Origin of the sequence: Pseudotabrizicola sp. (assembly GCF_030656345.1) — a bacterium.
GTDB lineage: Bacteria > Pseudomonadota > Alphaproteobacteria > Rhodobacterales > Rhodobacteraceae > Pseudotabrizicola.
The window spans coordinates 104,637-122,694 of record NZ_JAUSNR010000032.1 but is presented as its reverse complement, the minus strand read 5'-3'; the positions used below and the strand labels follow the sequence as shown (position 1 = coordinate 122,694).

At 65.5% G+C, this 18,058-nt stretch carries 13 protein-coding genes and 1 riboswitch; of the genes, 11 read left to right on the top strand and 2 right to left on the bottom strand.

The window, feature by feature from the left end; translation table 11 throughout:
- Window positions 1-23: 23 nt before the first annotated feature.
- Window positions 24-1,082, bottom strand: coding sequence for an alkane 1-monooxygenase (locus tag Q7J44_RS18455; RefSeq protein ID WP_304882434.1), 1,059 nt, complete (start codon window positions 1,080-1,082; stop codon window positions 24-26).
- A 174-nt stretch (window positions 1,083-1,256) separates the two neighbouring features.
- Between Q7J44_RS18455 and ftsY the strand changes: the two genes are divergently transcribed.
- The 7 genes from ftsY to Q7J44_RS18420 all read left to right on the top strand — a co-directional run bounded on the left by ftsY (window position 1,257) and on the right by Q7J44_RS18420 (window position 9,646).
- Window positions 1,257-2,294 carry a signal recognition particle-docking protein FtsY gene (gene ftsY, locus Q7J44_RS18450; protein ID WP_304882432.1) on the top strand — a complete coding sequence of 346 codons (1,038 nt, stop codon included), beginning with the start codon at window positions 1,257-1,259 and terminating at the stop codon, window positions 2,292-2,294.
- A gap of 76 nt (window positions 2,295-2,370) precedes the next feature.
- Window positions 2,371-3,276, top strand: a complete 906-nt coding sequence (locus Q7J44_RS18445) for a DMT family transporter (RefSeq protein ID WP_304882430.1) — start codon at window positions 2,371-2,373, stop codon at window positions 3,274-3,276.
- Window positions 3,277-3,279: 3 nt separating this feature from the next.
- Window positions 3,280-3,897 (top strand): inner membrane-spanning protein YciB, encoded by a 618-nt coding sequence (locus Q7J44_RS18440; protein WP_304882428.1) that lies wholly within the window; start codon window positions 3,280-3,282, stop codon window positions 3,895-3,897.
- 140 nt (window positions 3,898-4,037) lie between these two features.
- A riboswitch (SAM riboswitch) is annotated at window positions 4,038-4,115 on the top strand.
- A 48-nt stretch (window positions 4,116-4,163) separates the two neighbouring features.
- A complete protein-coding gene (gene metZ, locus Q7J44_RS18435) occupies window positions 4,164-5,345 on the top strand; it encodes an O-succinylhomoserine sulfhydrylase (protein WP_304882427.1) in 1,182 nt (393 codons plus the stop codon).
- 191 nt (window positions 5,346-5,536) lie between these two features.
- Window positions 5,537-6,625 carry a GTP cyclohydrolase FolE2 gene (gene folE2 / locus Q7J44_RS18430; RefSeq protein ID WP_304882425.1) on the top strand — a complete coding sequence of 363 codons (1,089 nt, stop codon included), beginning with the start codon at window positions 5,537-5,539 and terminating at the stop codon, window positions 6,623-6,625.
- Window positions 6,626-6,688: 63 nt separating this feature from the next.
- The gene (locus Q7J44_RS18425; protein WP_304882423.1) at window positions 6,689-8,137 is read left to right on the top strand and encodes a TrkH family potassium uptake protein; all 1,449 of its coding nucleotides are present in this window, start codon (window positions 6,689-6,691) and stop codon (window positions 8,135-8,137) included.
- 60 nt (window positions 8,138-8,197) lie between these two features.
- Entirely contained in the window at window positions 8,198-9,646 is a 1,449-nt protein-coding gene (locus tag Q7J44_RS18420) for a TrkH family potassium uptake protein (protein WP_304882421.1), read from the top strand.
- A 113-nt stretch (window positions 9,647-9,759) separates the two neighbouring features.
- Here Q7J44_RS18420 and Q7J44_RS18415 read toward each other — a convergent pair whose 3' ends face one another.
- Entirely contained in the window at window positions 9,760-11,526 is a 1,767-nt protein-coding gene (locus Q7J44_RS18415; RefSeq protein WP_304882419.1) for a serine protease, read from the bottom strand.
- Between the two features lie 200 nt (window positions 11,527-11,726).
- Here Q7J44_RS18415 and Q7J44_RS18410 point away from each other — a divergent pair, with 200 nt between their 5' ends.
- From Q7J44_RS18410 to Q7J44_RS18395, 4 genes are all read left to right on the top strand, one after another.
- Window positions 11,727-12,692: a glycine--tRNA ligase subunit alpha gene (locus Q7J44_RS18410; protein ID WP_304882417.1), complete on the top strand. Its 966-nt coding sequence runs from the start codon at window positions 11,727-11,729 to the stop codon at window positions 12,690-12,692.
- Window positions 12,689-13,162: a DUF6446 family protein gene (locus tag Q7J44_RS18405; protein WP_304882415.1), complete on the top strand. Its 474-nt coding sequence runs from the start codon at window positions 12,689-12,691 to the stop codon at window positions 13,160-13,162. The genes Q7J44_RS18410 and Q7J44_RS18405 overlap by 4 nt, the downstream gene beginning before the upstream one ends.
- Window positions 13,163-13,166: 4 nt before the next feature.
- The gene (gene glyS / locus Q7J44_RS18400) at window positions 13,167-15,290 is read left to right on the top strand and encodes a glycine--tRNA ligase subunit beta (protein ID WP_304882412.1); all 2,124 of its coding nucleotides are present in this window, start codon (window positions 13,167-13,169) and stop codon (window positions 15,288-15,290) included.
- Window positions 15,291-15,507: 217 nt separating this feature from the next.
- The gene (locus Q7J44_RS18395; RefSeq protein WP_370693039.1) at window positions 15,508-18,030 is read left to right on the top strand and encodes a putative PEP-binding protein; all 2,523 of its coding nucleotides are present in this window, start codon (window positions 15,508-15,510) and stop codon (window positions 18,028-18,030) included.
- Window positions 18,031-18,058: the final 28 nt, after the last annotated feature.

Genomic DNA, 18,058 nt, shown 5'->3' with positions numbered 1-18,058 from the left:
CGTGAACGCCAGTGACTGCGCTGTTACTGGGCGGGTTCCTGCGCGGTCTGGGTGTGCCAGCGCTTAAGATGCGGGCGCATCCGCCGCCGCCACAGGCGCGGCACCATCGCCATGCCGCAGGCCACCGGCAGCGGCCAGGGCAGCAATGGCGCGTCTTCGGCCAGCCGCAGCGCCGGATAGGGGCGCGACGGGTGGGCATGGTGGTCGGAATGGCGCGGCGCGTTCAGCATCAGGGCCGAGGAAAACCAGTGCGGCGTGTTCCACGAATGGCGCGGGCTGACCGGCTCATACCGTCCGTCGGGCAGGCGGGCGCGGCTCAGCCCGTAATGCTGCACGTAATCGCCCAGCAGTTGCTGCAGCTGCGCATGGGCCGACAACAGCAGCCAGATGAGCATCCCCGGAAGCCCCCCGATCAGCGCCGCCGCGCCAAGGCTGCCAAGCCCGATGACCAGATACCACAGGTAGGGATGCAGCCCCAACCGCCCCGCCCGCCGTATCCGCCGCGCATCTTCCGCCGCCTTGCCCGCGCGGAAGCCACCGATCCACGCGCGCGGCGCAAAGCGCCAGAAACTCTCCTCCGCGCGGGCCGAATTGGGGTCATCCGGCGTGGCCACTGCCCGGTGATGCACTAGCCGGTGGGCCGAGGCGTGGTGGCCTAGCAGCATCATGCCGTAAACCAACACCCCCAGCCGGTAGAGCCAGCGACCGGGGCGGTGGATCAGCTCATGCGCCGCCGGGTGGCCGACCTGCCCCAGAAAGGTGCCGGTGCCGATGGCCAGCAGCAGTTTCTCGCCCGTCCGCAGATGGTCTGCGGTGATGGCCCAGACCGTCAGCGGCATCAGCGCCAGCCCCGCCAGCCCGACCGCGACCAGCACCGCATCGGCGGCGGGAAACTCCGCCCCTTCGGGCGCATTTCCGGCGACATAGGGGATCAGCTGGTCCAGCACGATCACCAGCACCGCCATATAAAGCACCCCGGCCCAGAGCCATCCGCCCCCGGCCCAGACGCCATGGCCCAGCAGGGCGGCGGGCGACAGGGCGGCGGCGGCAAAGACGGGCATGGGAAGCGGGCGGCTGGTCATCTCTGCCTTTTAGCACAGGTTTCCGGCCTTTCCATGGCGATGCGGTCGCTCAGGCGTGGTGCGGCGTCGCCGGTCCGTGCAGGCCTTGCCGGGCGGATCTGTCCGGCAAAGCCTTCCATCGGGGGCGGTTTGGGCTTAGGTGAAGGAAAGTGCCGTCACAGGACCGGGGCCCCGATGACATTCTTCAAGAAACTGCGCGACAAGATGTTCCGCTCGTCGGACAAGATCGGCGATGGGCTGGAGGCGCTGGTCGCTGACACGGGCGCGGGCGAGGGGCTTGCCCCGCAAGAGATCGGCAGCACAGCGGCACCGCAGCCCGACAGCGCAAAGCCCGGCCTGCTGGGGCGGTTGTTCTCCGCCCCCGGGGTCGAGGAACCCCGGCGCGAGCTGGATGACGCGATGCTGGAAAGCCTGGAGGATGTGCTGATTCAGGCCGATATGGGCGTCGATACCGCGCTGCGGGTCAGTGCCAACATCGCCGAAGGCCGCTATGGCAAGAAGATCTCGGCCACCGAGTTGCGGCAGGCCTTGGCGACTGAAGTGGCCCGGATCATGACCCCGGTGGCGCGGCCCTTGCCGCTCTATCCCACCAAACCGCAGGTGGTGCTGGTGGTGGGCGTCAACGGCTCGGGCAAGACCACGACGATCGGTAAGCTGGCCAGCCAGTTCAAGGCGGCGGGCAAGTCGGTGGTGATCGCGGCGGGTGACACCTTCCGTGCGGCGGCGGTCGAACAGTTGCAGGTCTGGGGCACCCGCGCGGGCGTGCCGGTGCTGACCGCACCCGAAGGGTCAGATCCGGCCAGTCTGGCGTTTGACGCCTTTACCAAGGCGCGCGCTGACGGGGCCGACCTTTTGATGATCGACACCGCAGGCCGGTTGCAGAACCGCGCCGACCTGATGGAAGAACTGGCCAAGATCGTGCGGGTGCTGCGCAAGGTGGACCCCACAGCGCCGCACAACACGCTTTTGGTGCTGGACGCCACCACCGGCCAGAATGCCATCGCTCAGGTCGAGATCTTCCGCAAGATCGCCGATGTCTCGGGTCTGGTGATGACCAAGCTGGACGGCACCGCCAAGGGTGGCGTGCTGGTGGCACTGGCCGACAAGTTCGGCCTGCCGATCCACGCCATCGGGGTCGGCGAGCAGATTGACGACCTCGCCCCCTTTGACCCCGATGATTTCGCGCGTGCCCTCGTCGGGCTCGACACTTAACCTCATCATCTGTTTCTAAATATTCTGGGGGTCCGGGGGCAAAGCCCCCGGCGGGTCCAGCAAGGACGAAGCTTTCATGTCTCAATGGCTCCTCTCTCTTGAAGGCACGCCCGAAGGGCTGCGGCTGGCGCTGATGCTGGCGCTGACCTCGGCCTTTGCCCATGCGGTGTTCGGGGCCTTGCAAAAGGGGCGGCATGACCCTTGGGTCACGCGCGGGTCGATTGATCTGTGGATCGCGGTTTTTTCGGCCCCCGTGGCGCTGTTCCTCGTGCCATGGCCGCAGGGGGTGGAATGGCTGGTGCTGCTGGGTGCGCTTGGCATTCATTTCGCCTATAAGCTGACGATGGCACTGGCCTATGAGCGGGCGGCGTTCACCGTGGTCTATCCGGTGGTGCGCGGCACCGGGCCGCTGGCGACGCTTGCGTTCGCGGCGATCTTTCTGGGCGAGGGGTACGGCGCGCTGCAATGGCTGGGGGTGGCGATCCTGTCGGCCTCGATCCTGGCGCTTGCGGCGCTGAACCTGCGCGGCGGGGTGGTGGCGCGCGGGGCGCTGCGGGCCGGGCTGGCCTGGGCCTTTGCGGGCGGGCTTCTGGTGGCGGTCTACACCACCTATGACGCCTGGGGCATAAGGCTGACGCCGGACCCGTTCACCTTCCTTGCGTGGTTTTTCCTGATCACCTCGATCGACTTTCCGCTGCTGGTCGGCTGGCGGCTGTGGCGCGGGATCGGTGCGGCTTTGCCCCCGGCGGGGCCTTTGGTGCTGCGCGGGATGATCGGGGCGCTGGTGGCCTTTGTCAGCTTTGGCGGGGTCATGCTGGCCACGCGCTTGGGCAAGGTCGGAGAGGTTGCGGCGCTGCGCGAAACCTCTACGGTCTTTGCGGCGGTGATCGGCTGGGCGATACTGGGTGAAAAAGTGGGCTTTGCACGCGCCTTGCTGATGGCAGGCGTGGCGGGCGGGGCAATCATGGTGCAGGCGGGATAACAAATGGCAGAGCGCAAGATCAATGCAGTGACAAAACAGGTGCTGGAACTGGGGCCGACGCTGGCCTTTTTCCTGATCTATCTGTGGATAAAGGAAGACACCTTCACCATCGCGGGCACCGAGTATTCCGGGTTCATCATCGCCGCACTGGTGTTTGTGCCGATCCTTCTGGTGGCCATGGGCATCCTGTGGGCGCTGACCGGCACCATCAGCCGGATGCAGGTGTTCACCGCGTTCATGGTGATCTTCTTCGGCGGGCTGACCGCGTATTTCAATGACGAGCGGTTTTTCAAGATGAAGACCAGCATTGTCTATGGCTGCCTTGCCGCCCTGCTGGGCATCGGCTTGCTGCGCGGGCAGAGCTGGCTGGAATATGTCATCGGTGACCTGCTGCCGATGCAGCGCGAGGGCTGGATGATCCTGACCCGGCGGCTGTGTCTGATGTTCGTGGCGCTGGCGGTGGCGAATGAGTTCATCTGGCGCACGATGTCGACCGATACCTGGGTCAAGCTGGAAACCTTTGCCATGCCGGTCGCGCTGATGGCGTTCCTGTGGTGGCAGATCTTTGCGCTGCAGCGGTTCCTGATCGAGCCGGAAGAGGCGGGCGAAAAGGGCGAGTAGCGCTTTTGTCTGCATGGTTGCACGGGTGGGGGGTGCGGGAGCGCTCCGCGCGGGAGTATTTCCAAAGCAGCAATCCGCAGGCGTGCGGGCTTTGTGACAGCGCGCGCAAGGGCGTTGACCGGGCGGGGGCAAAGGCGTATGCCGCGTTTTGTGGTGCTTTGTTACCGGATTGCGGGCCACGTTAAACATTCCGCTAAAAGGGTCCTGGGCGCATCCCCCGGAACCTTTGCCGGTTTCGGGGTTTTTCTTTTGCCTGAGGGGACGGCATGTCTGACACTTGGAACACGCGCACGAAACTGGTGCATGAGGGCAGCCGCCGCAGCCAGTACGGCGAGATGGCCGAGGCGATTTTCCTGACGCAAGGCTTTGTCTACCCGACCGCCGAAGCGGCCGAGGCGCGTTTCGTGCAGGCGGGGCCGGATGAGTTCATCTATGCCCGCTATGGCAATCCGACCACGCGGATGTTCGAAGAGCGTATTGCCGCGCTGGAAGGCACCGAAGATGCCTTTGCCACCGCAAGCGGTATGGCGGCGGTGTCGGGCGCGCTGACGGCAATGCTGCGGGCGGGGGACCATGTTGTCAGCGCGCGCGCGCTGTTCGGGTCGTGCCTCTATGTGCTGGAAGAGGTGCTGACGCGGTTTGGTGTTCGCGTCACCTTTGTGGACGGCACTGATCTGGACCAGTGGCGCGCGGCCGTGGTGCCGGGCACCAAGGCGGTGTTCTTCGAGTCGATGTCCAACCCGACGCTGGAACTGGTCGATATCCGCGCGGTGTCAGAGATTGCCCATGCGGCGGGCGCGTTGGTGGTGGTGGACAATGTTTTCGCCACGCCGATCTTTTCCCGCGCGGTCGATCAGGGTGCCGATGTGATCGTCTATTCCGCCACCAAGCATATCGACGGGCAGGGCAGGGCGCTGGGCGGCGTGGTCTGCGGCACCGAAGCCTTTGTCCGCAAGGTGCTGGAACCTTACATGAAGCACACCGGCGGCAGCATGTCGCCCTTCACAAGCTGGATCATGCTCAACGGCATGGCGACTCTGGATCTGCGCTGCCGGGCGATGGCGGAGTCGGCTTTGAAGATTGCAAAAGCCCTGAAGGGGCATGAAAAGCTGGCCTCGGTGATTTATCCGGGGCTGGACAGCCACCCGCAGCATGCGCTTGCGATGGCGCAGATGGGCTCGGGCGGGACTTTGGTGGCGTTTGACGTGGCGGCGGGGAAAGAGGCGGCGTTCCGGTTCCTGAACGCGCTGGAAATTGCCAAGATCTCCAACAATCTGGGCGATGCCAAGACCATCGTCACCCATCCCGCAACCACCACCCACCAGCGCCTGCCGCAGGATCAGAAGGACGCGCTTGGCATCACGCCGGGGCTGATCCGGCTGTCGGTCGGGCTGGAGGATGCGGGCGATCTGATCGGCGATCTGATGCGCGGGCTGGAACAGGCCTGAGGTCGGGGAACCAAGACTTGTCTGCGGGGCTGTCGGCCCCATATACTTTGTCGGAACACGAGGGGGCTGCGGCATATGTCGCAGGCCCATTGTGCCCCGGCCACTGATCCGACGCGGGCCGGCCTGCGTATACCTGTTGACATTGACGGCCCGCGGCACGCGCCCGGCCTGAACCGGAAGGACCGACCCCGATGAACATCCACACCCCCGAGATCGACCGCAAGCCAAGCCGTGATGAGGCCGAGGCAGCCCTTGCCGTGCTGCGGCAATGGGCGACGCGGTCTTCGGATGACGAGATCGCCACGCTGGAGCCGTCGGTGGGCTATCTGCTGCCGGATGCCGGTGGCCCGGCGTTCAGCCGCGCCTATCCGCAGGGCTTTGTGGTGACGCCGGCCTACAAGGACAGCCTGCCCGATCTGCAGAACGGCCCCGCCAGCCTGATCCGGGGCGAGCGGCAGCGCATTCAGCATGTGGGTATTTCCAATTTCCGCCTGCCGATCCGGTATCAGACCCGTGACGCAGCCCCCGTGCTGCTGGAAACCAGCGTGACCGGCACGGTCAGCCTTGAGGCCGGGAAGAAGGGCATCAACATGAGCCGCATCATGCGGTCATTCTACGCCCATGCCGACCGCGCCTTTGGTTTCGCAGTGATCGAGGACGCACTGGAGGATTACAAAGCCGATCTGGGCAGCTTTGACGCGCGCATCCAGATGCGGTTCTCATATCCGATGAAGGTGGCGTCGCTGCGGTCCGGCCTGTCGGGCTGGCAATATTACGATGTGGCGTTCGAGCTGGTGGAACAGGCCGGGGTGCGCAAAAAGATCGTGCATCTGGATTATGTTTATTCCAGCACCTGCCCTTGCAGCCTTGAACTGGCAGAACACGCCCGCACCACGCGCGGCCAGCTGGCCACACCGCATTCGCAGCGGTCGGTGGCGCGGATGTCGGTCGAGGTGCTGGACGATCAGTTGTCGGTTGAGGATCTGGTGGAAATCGCCCGCGCCGCCGTGGTCACGGAAACGCAGGTGATGGTCAAGCGCGAGGATGAACAGGCCTTCGCCGAGCTGAACGCCGCCAACCCGATCTTTGTCGAGGATGCCGCGCGGCTGTTCTGCGCGGTGCTTAAACGCGATCCGCGCATCGGTGATTTCCGGGTGCTGGCCAGCCATCAGGAAAGCCTGCACAGCCATGATGCGGTCAGCCTGCTGACCGAAGGCGCAACATTCGCGCAGGACAGTCTGGACCCGCGCCTGTTCCAGTCGCTGTTTCACATCGGCTGACGGGTTTGCCTTGCGTGGATCGTCCTTGACGATCTGCGCAAGGGGGCAGAGAACACGGCCATCATGGTCGACATCCGGCCCCTTGCGAATGTGATCGGCAGCCTGCTGATCTTTCTGGCCACCATGATGCTGGTTCCGGCGCTGGTTGATTTCTGGGCCAACCTGCCGAACGCAGGCGATTTTCTGGAAAGCGCGCTGATCAGCGGCGGCGTCGGGCTTGGCCTGCGGATTGCGACGGCGAATGCGGACCTTTCGCGGCTGAATATCCGTCAGGCCTATCTGCTGACCGTGCTGGTCTGGGCCGGGTTGCCGCTGTTTGCCTGCCTGCCCTTTGCGCTGGGCGCGCCGGGTCTGGGCTTCACCGACGCGTATTTTGAAGCCGCGTCGGGCATGACGACCACCGGGGCCACGGTGATTGTGGGGCTGGACACGTTGCCGCCCGGCATGAACCTGTGGCGCGGCATGCTGAACTGGATCGGCGGGCTTGGCATCGCCTTTGTGGCGATGATCTTTCTGCCGGTGATGCGGGTCGGCGGCATGCAGTTTTTCCGCACCGAAGGGTTTGACACGCTGGGCAAGGCGCTGCCACGCGCGACCGATATCGCGCGGGCGCTGCTGGCGGTCTATGCCGGGCTGACGCTTTTGTGCATCGCGACCTATCTGGCGCTGGGGATGAGCTGGCTGGACGCGGTTGTGAACGGCGCGGCCACCATTGCGACGGGCGGGTTTTCCCCGGCGGATGCGTCGTTCGGCAAATATCCGGGGGCTGCGGAATATGCGGGCGCGCTGTTCATGCTGCTGGGGAGTTTCCCCTATATCCTTTACGCCCGGATGGTCACCGGCCAGCGCGGCGCGGTGCTGTGGGACGCACAGGTCTGGGCATTGCTGCGCTGGACAGTCTACGCGGTGGCCAGCGTGACGCTGTGGCGGGTGCTGACATCGGACATGGGGTTTGAGCCTGCCTTGCGCGAGGCGCTGTTCAATCTGGTGTCGATCATCACCGGCACCGGGTTTTTCAGCGGATCTTTCGCCGGGTGGGGCGGCTATTCGATGGCGGTGGCGCTGATCGTCGGGCTGATCGGCGGCTGTTCGGGGTCATCATCCGGCGCGCTGTCGGTGTTCCGGGTGCAGGTGGCCTGGGCGGCGGTGCAAAGCCAGATCGCCCGCATCCAGTCGCCGCAGCGGATCGCGCCGGTGCGCTACGCCGGGCGGCGGGTCGAGGATGAGGTGATCAACGCCCTGATGCTGTATGTGACCGGCTATATCCTGATCCTTGGCATGCTGACGGTGGCGATGTCGCTGGCCGGGGTCGACATGATTTCTGCGCTGTTCGGGATCTGGAGCGCGTTGGGCAATATCGGCTATGGCTACGGCCCGATGCTGGGCGATACCGGCACCTTCCGCGATTTTCCCAGTGCCGCGAAATGGCTGATGACACTGGCTATGCTGTTGGGGCGGCTGGGGTTGCTGGCGGTGCTGGTTGTGGCTTTGCCGTCGTTCTGGCGGGCCTGATGTCCCTGCCTGCCCCCTGCCTGATTGACTCGGGCGCGGGGCTTCGCCAAGGCTCGGGTCATGATCGACGTGCGCCCTGTGACCTATGTGATCGGCCTTCTGGTGGCAGCCATGGGGGTGTTCATGCTGTTCCCGATGGCGCTGGACCGGGCGGCGGGTGATCCGAACTGGCAGGCTTTTGTGCAGGCGTCGATCCTGTGCCTTGTGGCGGGGGGGGCGACCGCGCTGGCCTCGGCCAACGGGGCGGGCGGATCGATGAGCCTGCAGCAGATTTTCCTTCTGACCACCGGGGTCTGGGTCGCGATGCCGGCCTTTGGCGCGCTGCCGCTGATGCTGGGGGCACCGGGTCTGTCGGCCACCGATGCGCTGTTCGAATCGGTGTCGGGGATGACCACCACCGGCACAACCGTCATTGCGGGTCTGGATGCGCTGCCCCTGGGGGCGAACCTGTGGCGCGGCATCCTGCAATGGCTGGGGGGCTTGGGGATTGTGATCGTGGCCCTGCTGTTCCTGCCGGTGATGAAGGTGGGGGGGATGCAATTCTTCCGCTCCGAAGGCTTTGACACACTGGGCAAGGTGCTGCCGCGCGCGCTCGATATCTCGTCCGCGCTGATCCAGATCTATGTCTGGCTGACGGTGGCCTGCGCGATGACCTATTTCGCCCTGGGGATGAGCGGGTTTGACGCGGTGATGCACGCGCTGACGACCGTGTCGACCGGGGGCATGTCCAGCCATGATGCGTCTTTCGGCATGTTTCAGGGGCCGCTGGAATATGCGGCGGTGGCGTTCATGCTGCTGGGCAGCCTGCCGTTCATCCGCTTTGTGCAGCTGGCGCAAGGCATCTTCCTGCCGATCTGGCAGGACCCGCAGGTGCGGGCCTATCTGCGCTGGAACCTTTATGCGGTGCTGGCAGTGGTTCTGTACGAGGTGGCGACGCATGGCATGGCCTTTGGCCCTTTGCTGCGCGAGTCGGCCTTCAACGTGGTGTCGACCTTTTCGGGCACCGGATTTTCCAGCGTCGATCTGTCGGGCTGGGGCACATTTCCCTTTGTCATCCTGATCCTTGTCGGGCTGATCGGCGGCTGTACCTCATCCACGGGGTGTTCGGTCAAGGTGTTCCGCTATCTGATCCTGTTCGAGGCGATCAAGGTGCAGATCAAGCGGTTGCACAACCCGTCCTCGGTCAACCCGCTGCGCTATGCCGGGCGCACGGTGGGGCAGGATGTGGTGGATTCGGTGATCGTGTTCTTCACCCTGTTCATCCTGACCTTCGGCCTGCTTTCGGTGGCGCTGTCGCTGACCGGGCTGGAGTTCAAGACCGCCGTCACCGCCGCCTGGACCAGCATCGCCAACGTCGGCCCGGTGTTTGGTCGCGAGGTGGGGGCCACCGGGGCGGTGTCAGGTTTCCCCACATCGGCCAAATGGATGATGATGGCGGGCATGCTGGTCGGCCGACTGGAGCTGCTGTCGGTCTACGTCCTGTTCATGCGCCGGTTCTGGCAGACCTGAACCGGCCCATCATCTGTTCAGAAATATCCCGGGGAGAGGAGCGAAGCGTCGGGGGGCTGGCCCCCCTGCGACGCCAAGGGTCACGCGCGCGGCCAGACGCTCACGCGCCCCCTTCATTCCCAGCAGCTGACCAGCACCGTCATCCCCGTCGCCTTGCGCGTCAGGTCTTCGGGGGCCAGTGCGCCGGTGGCGGTGGTCTCGCTCAGGGCAATACCGCGCGCGCCCAGCATCTGTTGCAGACTGCTGGCCGAGGCGGCGAATTCGACGCCTTCGGGCAGCACACGGGCCGGGTCCGCGTCCCGCGGCATCAGCATGCCCAGCACCGCGCCGGTGCCATCCAGCACCGGGCCACCGGCATCGCCGGGCAGGGTGGTGATGCCCAGACGCTTCACCCCGGCCTCACCGTTCAGGCCCTGCAACTCTTCCAGCAGGCCAAAGGTGATCACCGGGGCGGGCAGGCTGTCGCCATAGGTGTAGCCCGCGACCGCGATCTGCGATCCCACCCGGTCGGGCGTGGTCTGGAACCCGGCCACGGCGGGCGGGGAAAGTGGGGTGGCGGGGGTCAGCAGGGCGGTGCCGGTGGTGGTGTCGGCAAAGTCCACGCGCGCCTCGGTCAGCCCGTCAAGCGTGATGCGGCCACAGTTTGCCACGGTGGCCGCCGTGGTCAGCACCCGGCCGGTGGCATCGACGTAAAAACCCGAAGCGGAGAGTTTGGGCCGCCGCACATCCAGCCCGGCCAGCAGACCACGGCGGGCGGCGTCGGTCATCGCCACCATGCCGGGGTCCAGCGCGCGGTTGCCCAACGCGCGGAAGCTGGATTGCATCTGCGCCAGCACACGGGCGGCCTGATCCTGCTGATCGGGCGACCAGACCAGAAGATAGCCTTTGACCAGCCCGGCGCGGGTTTCGGCAAAGGCATAGCTGCGGGTGGTGGCTGAGGTGCCGTTGATCTCGAACGACCGCTCGGACCGGCTGCGCGCGCCGTCCTGCGGAATGATGGTCAGGGTCTGCAGCACATCATACAGACCATACAGCGCGGCGGTGTCGCCGGGTTGCGAGATCAGGATCACCTGCATCCCGCCCGGCGCTTTGGGCGCGTAATGCACGAAGGGCGGCTCGTAATGGTCGAACTGGACCAGAGCCAGCGGCAGGGTGATCTCGATGCCGGACTCGGTTTCGGACACGGTCTCGAACCCGTATTCCGCCAGATCGGCCCGCCAGTTGGCCACCAGCATATCGCGCTGAATCGTGGTCAGCACGCCGGTCGGCTCCAGCCCCATTGCGGTCTGATAGTCGGCCATCGAATTGCGGGTGCCGGGGCCGAAAGCGCCGTCGATGGCGGCGGTGTAATAGCCATCCCATTGCAGGGCGCGTTGCAGCTCCTGCCGGTCTTCAAGGCTCAGCGCCGCTTCGGACCTGCGGGCTTCGGCCAAGGTTTCGTCGGCGGGTGGGGCGGGGGCTTCGGGGGCTGCCTCGACGCTCAGCTCCGGCAGCGGGGCCACCTCGACCGGCAGATCGGGGGCCAGCGGCGTGGCCAGCGGTGCGGCCTGCGCGCCGCCGACCGGCCAGAACTGGTCGCGGAAATTGGTGCCGTCGGTCAGATAGCTGTCCGCCGGGATCAGGTTTTCGCGCCGCAGGTCGGCCAGCCGCTGGGCGGCCTCTTCGGGGGCGTAGGGGCCAAGGGCGATACCGTACCAGCGCGACCCCAGCAGATAGCCGACCACATCGGGGAACGCGGCCGCATAGGCGCTTGCCCGCTCCTGCGCTTCGGCCAGCGTCGGCTGGGCTTCGACCTGCACCCAGGATTGCTGTTGCGCGGCGGCCATCCCGGCCCAAAGCGTTGCGGCCATCATCCAGATCCCAAGTGTCGCGCGCAGCATTCCGTTCCGTTCCCTTCGGTTCCCGCGATCCACCCGACTGGCGGCGCGGCCTGTGCTTTGCCGGGGCAGATGCCCCGGCCGTCCGGCGCAAATCACCCCATGCCCCGAAAGGCGCGCGGCGGCGCATTGACCCTGTCCCGCCTCTTGCCTATGACAGCCGTGCATTTCAAGGCTTTTACGTGCCACCGGGGGTCACCATCATGTCAGACACGCCGCTTTCGGGTACGGATCACGACGCAATCACCACGCCTCGGTCGTTTCAGGAGATTATCCTGCGCCTTCAGGCCTATTGGGCGGCCAAAGGCTGCGCGATCCTGCAACCTTACGACATGGAGGTGGGGGCAGGCACCTTTCACCCGGCCACCACGCTGCGGTCTCTGGGCACAACGCCATGGGCTGCCGCCTATGTGCAGCCGTCGCGCCGCCCGACCGACGGGCGCTATGGCGAAAACCCGAACCGCCTGCAGCATTACTATCAATATCAGGTGATCATCAAACCCTCTCCGCCGGACTTGCAGGACCTGTATCTGGGGTCGTTGCGCGCCATCGGCCTTGACCCCGCGCTGCACGACATCCGCTTTGTCGAGGATGACTGGGAATCGCCCACGCTCGGCGCCTGGGGTCTGGGGTGGGAGGTCTGGTGCGACGGGATGGAGGTCAGCCAGTTCACCTATTTCCAGCAGGTCGGCGGCCATGACTGCCGCCCGGTGAGCGGAGAGCTGACCTACGGGCTGGAGCGTCTGGCGATGTATGTGCTGGGCATTGATCATGTGATGACCATGCCGTTCAATGATCCATCCGCGCCCATCCCGCTGACCTATGGCGATATCTTCCGCCAGACCGAGGAAGAATACTCGCGCCACAACTTCGACGCGGCCGACACCGCGCAGCTTCTGCGCCATTTTGAGGATGCCGAGGCCGAATGCGCCCGCCTGCTGGCCTTTCCGCCCGAGGACCCGAAGACCGGCAAGCGCATCATCATGGCGCATCCGGCCTACGACCAGTGCATCAAGGCCAGCCATCTGTTCAACCTGCTCGACGCGCGCGGGGTGATCTCTGTCACCGAACGGCAGGCCTATATTGGCCGGGTGCGGGCGCTGGCCAAGGCCTGCGCCGATGCCTTCCGCCTCACGGACGCCGGCGCAGACGCCGTGGTGTCGGCATGAACGGCAAGATAGCAGCGGGGGCGATCGTGATTTCAGCAGCTTTGGCAGGGGTGGCGATCTGGTATCTGCAGATCTACGCGTTTTACGAGCCGGTCAGCTTCACCCCGGGGCAGGAGATTCTGCTCACCACCATCGAATCCGGCCAGCCGGAACCGATCCTCGCCGAAGGTGTCACCGGCATCGACGCGGAGAGCAGCCCGCTGCGGTTCCGCGCCTGTTTCACCACGCCGATGACGCAGGCCATGCTGTCCGAAACCTATATCGCCTATGACGGGGCGGTGCCGCTGGTCGCCCCCGGCTGGTTTGATTGCTTTGATGCTGTGGAAATCGGCACCGCGCTGGAACGGGGCGAAGCGCTTGCCTTTCTGTCGCAATCCAACGTCGCCGCTGATATAGACCGCGTGGTCGCCGTCTTCCCCGATGGCCGGGCCTTTGCCTGGCATCAGCTGAACCCCGCTGCCGAGGATTGATCCGATGTCTGATCTGCTGATCGAATTGTTTTCCGAGGAAATCCCGGCCCGCATGCAGGCCCGCGCCCGCGATGACCTGAAAAAGCTGGTGACCGATGGTCTGGTCGGGGCCGGGCTGACCTATGCCCACGCAGCCGCCTTTTCCACGCCGCGCCGCCTGACCCTTGCGGTAGAGGGGCTGAGCGCTGAGTCCCGCGCCGTGCGCGAAGAGCGCAAGGGGCCCAGTGTGTCGGCGCCCGCCGCTGCGGTCGAAGGCTTCCTGCGCTCTACCGGGCTGACGCTGGACCAGCTGGAAAAACGCGCCGACAAGAAGGGCGAGGTCTATTTTGCAGTGATCACCCGCCCGGGCCGCATGGCCCCGGACATCATCGCCGAAGTGCTGGAAACCACGATCCGCACCTTCCCATGGCCCAAATCGATGCGCTGGGGCAATGGCACCCTGCGCTGGGTGCGCCCGCTGCACGCCATCCTGTGCCTGTTGACCGATGAAGGCGGGGCCGAAGTGGTGCCGGTGAGCGTCGATGGCATTGTCGCGGGCAACACCACCCGTGGCCACCGCTTCCTGTCGCCGGGCGCATTTTCGGTAAACAATTTCGAGGATTACGCGGCAAAGCTCAAGCGCGCGCATGTCATTCTGGATTCAGCCGAGCGCGAAGACGCGATCCGGGCTGAGGCGCAGACACTGGCCTTCGCCGCCGGGATGGAACTGGTCGAAGACGCGGGCCTGCTGGCGGAAGTGGCGGGCCTTGTCGAATGGCCGGTGCCGCTGATGGGCCGCATTGCCGATGATTTCCTCGGCCTGCCAGCGGAGGTTTTGCAGACCTCGATGAAGGAACACCAGAAGTTCTTCTCCGTCCGCAACCCGAAGACGGGGCGGATCGAGGGCTTTGTCACCGTCGCCAATACCGTCACGGCAGATCATGGCGAGACGATCCTGAAAGGCAACCAGAAGGTTCTGGCGGCCCGGCTGTCGGATGCGAAATTCTTCTGGGAGAATGACTTGCGCGTGGCACGCGCGGGCATGGGCGAGTGGGAGGAGGGGCTGAAAGCCGTCACCTTCCACAACAAACTGGGCAGCCAGTCCGACCGCATCGCGCGCATCGCGGCGCTGTCACGCGAGATTGCGCCGATGGTCGGGGCTGACCCCGATCTGGCGGAACGCGCGGCACGGCTGGCCAAGCTCGACCTGCGCTCGGCCATGGTCGGCGAGTTCCCGGAATTGCAGGGGCTGATGGGCATGTACTACGCCCGCGAGATGGGCGAGCCCGACGCGGTGGCCAACGCCGCCCGCGACCACTATTCCCCGCTGGGGCCATCGGATGCAGTGCCGACCGACCCGGTGTCCGTCGCGGTGGCACTGGCCGACAAGATCGACACGCTGACCGGGTTCTGGGCGATTGATGAAAAGCCCACGGGATCGAAAGACCCGTTTGCGCTGCGCAGGGCGGCGTTGGGGGTGTTGAGGTTGGTGTTGGGCAGTGCGACAAGACTAACGCTTGGAACGGTTCTCACTGACTTTCAAAATTATTTGGATGACCACACAGCTATTGTTTGGAGCGGTTTTGAGTTTGAAAGTGCCGACGACTACAAAGTTCAAACCACAAAAGCTCTCCTCACCTTCCTCCACGACCGCCTCAAAGTCTTCCTCAAAGACCAGGGCATCCGCCACGATGTCATCGACGCCTGCCTCGCCATGCCCGGCAATGACGACCTGACCTTGCTGGTCAAGCGCGCCACGGCCTTGCAGGCCACGCTGCAAACCGAAGACGGCCAGAACCTCGTGCAGGGCTATAAACGCGCCAGCAACATTCTGACGCAGGCGGAAAAGGCGGATGGGGTGGAATACTCCTTCGGGGCCGATCCGAAATTCGCCGAAACCGATGCGGAACGCGCGCTGTTCGCCGCCCTTGATGCAGCGGAAGCCACCATCGCCCCCGCGATGGCCGCTGAAGACTTCACCACCGCCATGCAGGCCATGGCCAAGCTGCGCGGCCCGATTGACGCCTTCTTCACCGCCACCCAGATCAATGCCGACAACCCGATCCTCCGCCGCAACCGGCTGAACCTGTTGCACCGCATCCGCACGATCTGCCTGTCGGTCGCCGACCTGACCAAACTCGACGGCTGACATCATCTGTTCCTAAATATCCTCGGGGGGTGAGGCGCGAAACGACGAGGGGGGCGGAAAGCCCCCCTTACCCCATCAGTCCCGCGCGCAACCGGCCTTGTGCCAGTCCCCGATCCTGCCGACCCCAATCCTTGCCAGACCCGAGAATCGGTGTAGTGTCGGCACGAGCAGAAGGATTGCCGCGGTGCAGAAACTTACCATCCCCAGCCTTGACCCGATGGTCGCCTTTACCGAGGTGACCCCTTCGGCGCGGATCGACCGGGTGGCGCATGGCTGGCGGGCGAAATGCCTGCAGCGGCTGGTGCGGCTGGATCTGCCGGTGCCGCTGACCGTGGCGCTGCCTGCCCTTACGGTGCGCGGTATCGCGGCGGGCACGCCGGTGGATTGTGCGGCGATCATGGCGCATTTCGGCCCGGCGCCCCTGATCTCGGTCCGGCCAAGCCCTGAAAACCCCGATTGGGGCGGGCCTGCCACGGTGCTGAACATCGGGCTGAATGCCGAACGGCACAAGGCGCTGGCGGCTCGGCACGGGCAGCAGGCGGCGGATGCGATCTATCTGCGCTTTGTGCAATCCTATGCCACCCACGTCGCCCGGCTGGATCCCGACATGTTCGCCGCCACTGCGCCCTCGCCCGAGGCGGTGACGGCGGCGTTGCAGGTGTATCAGACGGAAATGGATGAGGAATTTCCGCAAGACCCGGCGCGGCAGCTGTCGGAAGTGTTGCGCAGCATGGCCCGCGCGTGGGAGGGCACCACCGCCCGCCTGTTGCGGCAGGCCAAGGGCGCGCCGGTGGATGCGCCGTTGGGGCTGGTGGTGCAGGCGATGGCGCAGGGGCTGGGGCAGGGGATTTCCGGTTCCGGCGTGGTGCAGTTCGTCGACCCGGTGACGGGGGAGCCGCAGATCACCGGGCGCTATCTGGGCCAGGGGCAGGGCCGCGATGCGCTGCAGGCCTCGCAGGCGATGTTCCTGACCCGCGATGCGCGCGGGCCCTCGCTGGAAGAGATTGCCCCCGAATTGGTGGCCGATCTGATCCGCCATGGTGCGGCCTGCCGCGCGCGGCTGCGCGAAGAGATGCAGATTGAATTCACCATTGAAGATGGCCGTCTGGCCGTGCTCGACGCGATAAAGGTGCAACGCTCGGCCCGGGCGGGGCTGCGCATCGCGGTGGCCCTGGCGACCGACGGGGTGATCGCGCGCGAAGACGCGGTGCTGCGGGTAGAGCCGCGCGCGCTGTCCGAACTTCTGCACCCGCAGGTCGATCCGCGCGGGCTGCGCGATGTGATCGCACGCGGCATTGCCGCCAGCCCGGGGGCGGCGGTGGGGCGGATCGTGTTTTCCTCGGCAGCCGCGCAGGCCAGTGAGGCGCGGGGCGAGCCGTGCATTCTGGTGCGGCGCGAAACCGCGCCTGAGGACATTCGCGGTATGCATTCCTCGGCCGGGGTGCTGACCGAACGCGGCGGCGTGACCAGCCATGCGGCGGTGATCGCGCGCGGTCTGGGCCTGCCCTGTGTGGTGGGCGCCGATCTGCGGCTGGACGGCAAGAACAAACGCATCCACGCCGAAGGCCGCAGCTTTGGCGAAGGCGATGTGATCACGGTCGATGGCACCACCGGGCAGGTGCTGGCGGGGGCGGTCGATATGCTGGCCCCGGCGCTGGACAGCCATTTTCAGACCTTGCTGGGCTGGGCGGATGAGTTCCGCGATATCGGCGTGCGCGCCAATGCCGACACCCCCGCCGATGCCGCCACCGCCCGCCAGTTTGCCGCGCAAGGCATCGGGCTGTGCCGGACCGAGCATATGTTCTTTGAAGAAGACCGTCTGGTCGCGATGCGCGAGATGATCTTTGCCGACACCTCGCAGGACCGGGCCGCGTCTTTGGCGCGACTTTTGCCGATGCAGCGGGCGGACTTTGTGCAACTCTTTGAAATAATGGCGGGTTTGCCGGTCTGTATCCGGTTGTTCGACCCGCCCTTGCACGAATTCCTGCCCCACAGCCGCGAAGGCTTGCGCGAGTTGGCCGAGGCGCTGGACAAGCCGTTGTCGGAAGTCACCCGCCGCGCCGAGGCGCTGACCGAGTTCAACCCGATGCTGGGCATGCGCGGCGTGCGGCTGGGGGTGGTGCTGCCGGAGATCTATGACATGCAGGCGCAGGCGATCTTTGAGGCCACGGTCGAGGTGGCCCGGCGTGGCGCTGCGGTGGTGCCGGAAATCATGATCCCGCTGGTGAGCGCGCGGCGTGAGGTCGAACTGGTGAAAACCCGCGTCGATGCTGTTGCGGCGGCGGTGCGGGTCAAGGCGGGGATGGATTTCGACTACAAGCTGGGGGTGATGGTGGAAACCCCGCGCGCCGCCCTGCGCGCCGGTGAAATCGCCCAGCATGCGGCATTTTTGTCGTTCGGCACCAATGACCTGACCCAGATGACCTATGGCTTGTCGCGCGATGATGCCGGGCGGTTCATGAACACCTATGTGCAGCAGGGCGTGTTTCCCGAAGATCCGTTCCATATTCTGGATGTGGACGGGGTGGGGGAACTGCTGCTGATCGGGGCAGAGCGCGGGCGCAAGACCCGCCCGGATCTGACGGTCTCGATCTGTGGCGAGCATGGCGGCAACCCCGAATCAATCGCCTTTTGCCGCAAAGCGGGGTTTGATTACGTGTCCTGTTCGCCATACCGCGTGCCGCTTGCGCGGCTGGCAGCGGCGCATCTGGCGCTGACGGACCCTTGTAGTCAAAGCTAAAAACACCGCAATATCATGTGTATGCGCG

Bases quoted from the DNA above. Each gene is read 5' to 3' on its own strand.
- Q7J44_RS18455 (WP_304882434.1), bottom strand. From the start codon at position 1,082: ATGACCAGCCGCCCGCTTCCCATGCCCGTCTTTGCCGCCGCCGCCCTG.
- Q7J44_RS18405 (WP_304882415.1), top strand. From the start codon at position 12,689: ATGAACGGCAAGATAGCAGCGGGGGCGATCGTGATTTCAGCAGCTTTG.
- Q7J44_RS18410 (WP_304882417.1), top strand. From the start codon at position 11,727: ATGTCAGACACGCCGCTTTCGGGTACGGATCACGACGCAATCACCACG.
- Q7J44_RS18425 (WP_304882423.1), top strand. From the start codon at position 6,689: ATGGTCGACATCCGGCCCCTTGCGAATGTGATCGGCAGCCTGCTGATC.
- glyS (WP_304882412.1), top strand. From the start codon at position 13,167: ATGTCTGATCTGCTGATCGAATTGTTTTCCGAGGAAATCCCGGCCCGC.
- folE2 (WP_304882425.1), top strand. From the start codon at position 5,537: ATGAACATCCACACCCCCGAGATCGACCGCAAGCCAAGCCGTGATGAG.
- Q7J44_RS18420 (WP_304882421.1), top strand. From the start codon at position 8,198: ATGATCGACGTGCGCCCTGTGACCTATGTGATCGGCCTTCTGGTGGCA.
- Q7J44_RS18440 (WP_304882428.1), top strand. From the start codon at position 3,280: ATGGCAGAGCGCAAGATCAATGCAGTGACAAAACAGGTGCTGGAACTG.
- Q7J44_RS18445 (WP_304882430.1), top strand. From the start codon at position 2,371: ATGTCTCAATGGCTCCTCTCTCTTGAAGGCACGCCCGAAGGGCTGCGG.
- metZ (WP_304882427.1), top strand. From the start codon at position 4,164: ATGTCTGACACTTGGAACACGCGCACGAAACTGGTGCATGAGGGCAGC.
- Q7J44_RS18415 (WP_304882419.1), bottom strand. From the start codon at position 11,526: ATGCTGCGCGCGACACTTGGGATCTGGATGATGGCCGCAACGCTTTGG.
- Q7J44_RS18395 (WP_370693039.1), top strand. From the start codon at position 15,508: ATGGTCGCCTTTACCGAGGTGACCCCTTCGGCGCGGATCGACCGGGTG.
- ftsY (WP_304882432.1), top strand. From the start codon at position 1,257: ATGACATTCTTCAAGAAACTGCGCGACAAGATGTTCCGCTCGTCGGAC.